At 40.8% G+C, this 5,735-nt stretch carries 4 protein-coding genes; 2 read left to right on the forward strand and 2 right to left on the reverse strand.

What is annotated here, in order from left to right; all coding sequences use genetic code 11:
- The first annotated feature begins 179 nt into the window (after window positions 1-179).
- Window positions 180-1,340 (forward strand): ferrochelatase, encoded by a 1,161-nt coding sequence (locus IQ264_RS31245; protein WP_193986407.1) that lies wholly within the window; start codon window positions 180-182, stop codon window positions 1,338-1,340.
- Between the two features lie 86 nt (window positions 1,341-1,426).
- On the opposite strand, the gene IQ264_RS31250 is transcribed toward IQ264_RS31245, so the two are convergent.
- Window positions 1,427-2,416 carry a choice-of-anchor A family protein gene (locus IQ264_RS31250; RefSeq protein ID WP_193986410.1) on the reverse strand — a complete coding sequence of 330 codons (990 nt, stop codon included), beginning with the start codon at window positions 2,414-2,416 and terminating at the stop codon, window positions 1,427-1,429.
- A gap of 363 nt (window positions 2,417-2,779) precedes the next feature.
- Complete coding sequence (locus tag IQ264_RS31255; protein ID WP_193986412.1) at window positions 2,780-3,325, reverse strand: NADPH-dependent FMN reductase; 546 nt, start codon at window positions 3,323-3,325, stop codon at window positions 2,780-2,782.
- 355 nt (window positions 3,326-3,680) lie between these two features.
- Between IQ264_RS31255 and IQ264_RS31260 the strand changes: the two genes are divergently transcribed.
- Window positions 3,681-5,636, forward strand: coding sequence for a DICT sensory domain-containing protein (locus IQ264_RS31260; RefSeq protein WP_193986414.1), 1,956 nt, complete (start codon window positions 3,681-3,683; stop codon window positions 5,634-5,636).
- The last annotated feature ends 99 nt before the right edge of the window (window positions 5,637-5,735 follow it).

Here is a 5,735-nt window from a genome sequence, read left to right on the forward strand (position 1 = left end):
ACACTCCCCATCCCACCCTGCTACCTGAAAGAGTAAATTAGATGACCGCATCCTATCCTGGGGGAGGGGATGTTAACCTAGAGTGATGAGTGGCGTTTTGTCGGGACACTAGCTGTAGGAAAAAGCCATAACCCTGAATCCCACTCTGTCTTAGACATTATTTTCTAGAGGAATCCAACATGGTTGCTACCCCGGAAAAGCTGGACGCATCATCTCTACAGTCAAATGCCAAAGATCGGGTTGCTGTATTACTGATGGGTTACGGTGAAGTCGAAAGTTACGAAGACTTTGCTAATTACAACGAACAAGCATTAAATTTACTTACGGCTAAGTTTGCCCCAGTACCAACCTGGATTTATCCACCGTTAGCTAAAATTTTGGCAATTTTCGATCGCCATGAGTGGGGACATCAACACGACCATTTCATTTCCCCGCACAACGCGATTTTTGAGCAACAAAGAGCCGGAATTGAAAAGAATTTACAGGAGAAATGGGGCGATAAAATTAAAGTTTTTAAAGCTTTTAACTTTTGCGCTCCCTTTTTACCAGAACAAGTGATCGCAGAAATAAAAGCCGAAGGATTTGACAAAATCCTGATTTATCCTTTGTTAGTTGTTGATTCGATTTTTACCAGTGGTATTGCTGTTGAGCAAGTTAACAAAGCCTTGGCAAAATTAGCAGATGATGAAGAACACTGGGTCAAAGGAATGCGTTACATTCCCTCTTTCTACAATGAGCCAGATTATATTAATTTGATGGCTCAATTAGTAGAAGAAAAAATTGCCCAGGAATTAGCAAATGCTTATTTGCCTTCTCAAATTGGCATTGTGTTAATGAATCATGGTTGTCCCCACAAAGCGAAAGGTTTCACTTCAGGAATTATGGAAAGTGAAGCACTTTACGAATTAGTTCGGGAAAAACTGATTAACCGCTATCCTTTAATTTCTGTGGGTTGGTTGAACCATGACACGCCGTTAATTGAATGGACACAACCCAATGCTACTGTAGCAGCGCAAAACTTAATTGACTTGGGTGCAAAAGCGATCGTCTTTATGCCGATCGGTTTTGCTACTGAAAATCACGAAACTCTACTGGATGTAGATCATATAATTCATGGTTTGCAAAGTCAAAACTCAGATGTTAACTATGTACAAATGGCTTGCGTTAACGATAATCCAGAGTTTTTGAAAATGGCAGCAGAATGGGCAAATCCCCAAATAGAAGCTTTGTTATCTGAACAAGCTTTGGCGGTAAATTTGCATTCAGCTACTCATCATCACCACCACCACGATCGCGATCATCATCATCATCATGATGGTCATCACCACCATCATCACTAAGAAAAAATGCCTGCTTAATCCAATTAAAAGTTAAGCAGGCAATCTCCTAAGTTTTACGAAGAATAAATTTGACTCAAAATCATAGCTTAGCACTCATAAGTTTTTAAGCTCTTGCGTTGACGACGGGATATTCTAAAGAGTGTGCCAACTAAACCCAAACCTACTAAAGTTGATGGTTCTGGAACCGATTTCACTGGGTTAATATTAGTATTTTCCTTAGAAGGCATATCTGGCAAAGTACCGTTAAATAAATAATTGTGAGACTCACCTGTTCCTGTCAGCGAACCTGCAATTAAGTTACCGTTAATTTGACCATTGTTAAAGTTGACAGCTGCTAAAGGAGCAAGAATACTACCCTCAATTCCTATTCCGCTAATATCTAGGCTCGTTGCTTCATAGAAGTTATAGATCACCTTTTGTTTACTGGTGTTCATAAGGTTGAAGCCAAAGTTCTTCATTGACACATCTTTACCACTAACATTTACTACCACGGTTGAACTATTATTTGCATTAAGCTCGAAGTAGTTTGTCTTTGATAAAGCCGTTCCTGAAAGATTAAAAATATTTAAGGAAGAACTGTTGCCTAAAAGATTAATTCCGCCCCAAGATTGAACTGTGGTACTACCAGTGGGAGTTAAACCAGCCAAATGAGAGGACAAATCTTTGAGGTAGGTTCCGGCTGCATTAAAGTCGATCGGATTACCTTTACTAAGTGTACCATTGGGAAAACCTACTCCCGATACATTTGCAGTTCCACCATAGACGGTATTGCCGTTGTTAACTTGACCGTTATTCAAAGTCAAATTACCGCCTGTTACTAGCACGTTACTGCTACCGGAACTCAGCTTTGAACCAACAGCGAAACCGCCTGTAAAAGTTGCGTTACCCCCAACAGCTAATTTACCTTCAACATCGGTACTTACCTGGTTGTAATTTCCCAAAGTAAAAACGTTGTAATCAGAGGCTACGCCTAGACTGGCGGCTGTTGCTTGTGTAGAAATTCCTATTGTTAAGCTAGCTGCTAGAGGAAATACTAGCTGGATTTTTGGCAACAATTGTTTAATTTGCATATTCATATTTACTCAGTAACGTTAAGTCTTAAAGTTTGTTCGTTCCGTCTACTTTATTGCGGTTTCAATTTTATTACAAGACTAAACTGTTGAACTTTATGCAATCTTAAAAATTGCCACCAATTAATAAGAAAACAATAATTTTAATCATGGAAATTATTTTACCGCAATGCTTCTAAGGATTTTTAGTAACTTTTGAGTACTGAAAATATTATATATTTTGCTTAAAAATTATTTGTTTTTTCGGTTTATATATACTAGTTACTTGTTAATTTAAGTATTTTTGTATAGTGATTACTTAAAAAGACGCAGAGCTTTGTTTTATGCTCTACGTCTTTTTACTTAAATTACGGTAATTTCTGGCAAAGGTTAGGCAATTGCTCTGAGTTTGCGTGTGTTTTCGACTAAACTTTCAGCAAATTCATCGAAGCGTTGCGAGAGTTTTTCATCGGCAATTTTTCCATCGTCACTAAAAGCTTTCCAAGCTTGTCCGATCGCAATTTGTTCAGGAATCACCCAAGCGTGAACCCATCGCATAATCACCCTTAAATCATTCAAAGCATTACTGTTAGATTGACCGCCCAAAACACTAATCAAACCAGTAACTTTGTCACTGAGTTGAGCAAAACTCATCAAATCTAAGGCATTTTTCATTACACCACTAACACTGCCATGATATTCTGGTGTTGCTAATATTAACCCGTCCGCTTGTTGCACTATATTTCGCAACTTTTGCACATCAGGATAATCTGGGTATTCATCCTCTCCATTACAAAAGGGTAATTGCATTTCTCGTAAGTCGAGAATTTCCACTTCTGCACCTAAAGCTTCGATTCTTTGTGCGACTAATTCTAGTGCTAACTGACTATAGGATTCTTCTCGCAAACTACCGCCAATGCCAACTATTTTCACCATACTATTCTTCCTTATTTGTCAAGATGCTCTTCAATAAAAGCAACAATATTTAACTTCACTTAACTACTTGTGCTGCTCCTTGCCATCTACTAGATGGTTTGTATCCTTCTAAATCGTACTCATTACGACTACATATAAGATAACAAGTTTTATTCCGGCTTGTCAACTTCACAGGAAAGCCCTTCTGGCACAAAATAGAAGTGAGTCAGTTACCGATCGAGAAAATTGTGCAAACCAATATTTCTTTTGAGCTAAAATCTGAAAGCATCTCTAGGCGGAGACGATTTCCGCAAGCGGAAGCTACTGACTTTGCTGCTGAGACATGGACTGTGCCAGGATTTGATCGAAAAAATCCATGATAATTAACAATTCTGTGCTGGCAGATTTGCTGCAAGAACTACCCCATTTGCGTCCTCAAATGTACTTCAAGTCTTCCTTAACGGCGCTGTCCCACGCAATGGAAGACCAAGTATTAGCGAGTTCAGACCCCCTTTTAGTAATTGCGAGTTTTCAGCAAGAACGCTTTTACCGTCAGGAAGCGCACCGTTATCAGAGAATCGCCGAAAAAAGCGATCAAATCTACGTACTAGCGGCACCAGAAACTAGCTTTACTAGTGGTTACGATCGCTATGAAATGGTAGCTTTTGACCCAGAGGATAGCTTAACGCAGGAATGGCATTTGGTAGTGATTGGAAAACATTACGCCAGTTGTCTTGTCTGTCACGAATGCCCAGCGCCAACATTGGCAGAAACGGAGGAAAATTTAATCGATATAGATACCTCGCGCAGATTTGAAGGGATTTGGACATTCGATCGCCAAGTCACCAAAAAAGCTGCTGAAATACTGTTAAAGCGAATTTTAGCTTACCGACCAGAGTTAAAAACTAAAATTAAGCGAGCGCAGAAACAGTTTTTACAAGTAAAAGAAACGCAACTCAGGATGAGGGAATCCGCCGAATCTCCTATTGCCAATCCCGATCCTTTCGTGCAGCGTTTAGTTACCTATTTGCAAGCAGGTCAATATAAATTATTGAAAGCTTATAAATCAATTACCGAACAAGAACGTAAAGAACGCTTAGTCAATTCGATTACGGCAGCAATTCGCCAATCACTCAACACTTATGAAATTTTAAAAAAAGCCGCAGAAGAGTTAGGACAAGCTATGCAGGTTTGTCGGTGTTTAATTTACCGTTGTAAACAAACAGACAAATTAGCAACAAATAAGCATGAATTTTTGAGTCATGGAGTTTGCTCGTTAGCGGGAGAAAATTGGCCGTTACAAGAAAATCTCTTGTTTCAAGAAGTGGTAGCAAAGCAGGAAAGAGTTTATGTGGCAAATACGCAGATAGATGCGCGGGTGCAAAATTCACCAGTATTGCAAAATTTGGTGCAACGCTTTGGGATTATTTCTTGGTTGTTAGTGCCAGTGTTGGATAAAGGTAGATTGTTGGGGATGGTAGAGTTACATCATTGCGGTACAGTACCGCATGAGTGGGAAGAAGAGGCGCTAGAGTTAACAGAAGCGATCGCATCTCAACTCGGAGTTGCCTTAATTCAAGCCGAAGCTTACGCTAACCTAGAAGACCTAAACGAACAATTAGAAGCATTAGAACGTACTCGCAGCAATCTAATTGCCATTACCGGACATGAATTGCGAACTCCATTATCTACCATTCAAGTTTGCCTGGAAAGTTTAGCCAGCGAACCAGATATGCCAGCAGAACTGCGACAGATCATGTTGAACTCAGCATTATCTGACGGAGAAAGAATGCGGAAACTGATTCAAGACTTTCTTACCCTTTCGCAATTAGAAAGCGGTCGAGTACAATGGCATCCCGAAGCCCTACAAGTCCAAGAATGTGTGGACTTAGCCCTCAGCAGTACGAGAGTGCGGAGTACCAAGGAAGAATTGCCGCAAATTACCGCCGAAGTATCGCCAGAATTGCCCTTGGTGCAAGCTGATGGGGAATGGTTAGTGGAGGTACTCAATAAACTCCTAGATAACGCCTGTAAATTTACCTCTCCCCAAGGAGAAGTGATAGTTCAAGCCAAAACTAACGGCAATCAAATGCTGGAAGTGACTGTGGCGGATACCGGAAGAGGAATTGAACCAAATCGATTGGAGAGAGTGTTCGATCGCTTTTACCAAGAAGAAGGCGCATTGCGCCGCACCACAGGCGGTACAGGTTTAGGACTAGCAATTTGCCGCCAAATCGTCACCGCTTGGGGCGGTAAAATTTGGGCCGAGTCTGCTGGCAAGGATCGAGGCAGTCAGTTTCATTTTACAGTGCCGATCGCAGAAACTAATTAGAAGGCAGAAGAGGTGGGGAGATGGGGGGATGGGGGGAGTTCCTTAATTTACATCAACAACTCTCCCTACCTCCCTACCTCCCCACCTCCCCACCTCTTC

Source organism: [Phormidium] sp. LEGE 05292 (assembly GCF_015207735.1).
Classification (GTDB): Bacteria; Cyanobacteriota; Cyanobacteriia; order Cyanobacteriales; family Aerosakkonemataceae; genus Floridanema.

Coding starts and splice junctions, on each gene's coding strand:
- IQ264_RS31245 (WP_193986407.1), top strand. CDS start 180: ATGGTTGCTACCCCGGAAAAGCTGGACGCATCATCTCTACAGTCAAAT.
- IQ264_RS31250 (WP_193986410.1), bottom strand. CDS start 2,416: ATGAATATGCAAATTAAACAATTGTTGCCAAAAATCCAGCTAGTATTT.
- IQ264_RS31255 (WP_193986412.1), bottom strand. CDS start 3,325: ATGGTGAAAATAGTTGGCATTGGCGGTAGTTTGCGAGAAGAATCCTAT.
- IQ264_RS31260 (WP_193986414.1), top strand. CDS start 3,681: ATGATAATTAACAATTCTGTGCTGGCAGATTTGCTGCAAGAACTACCC.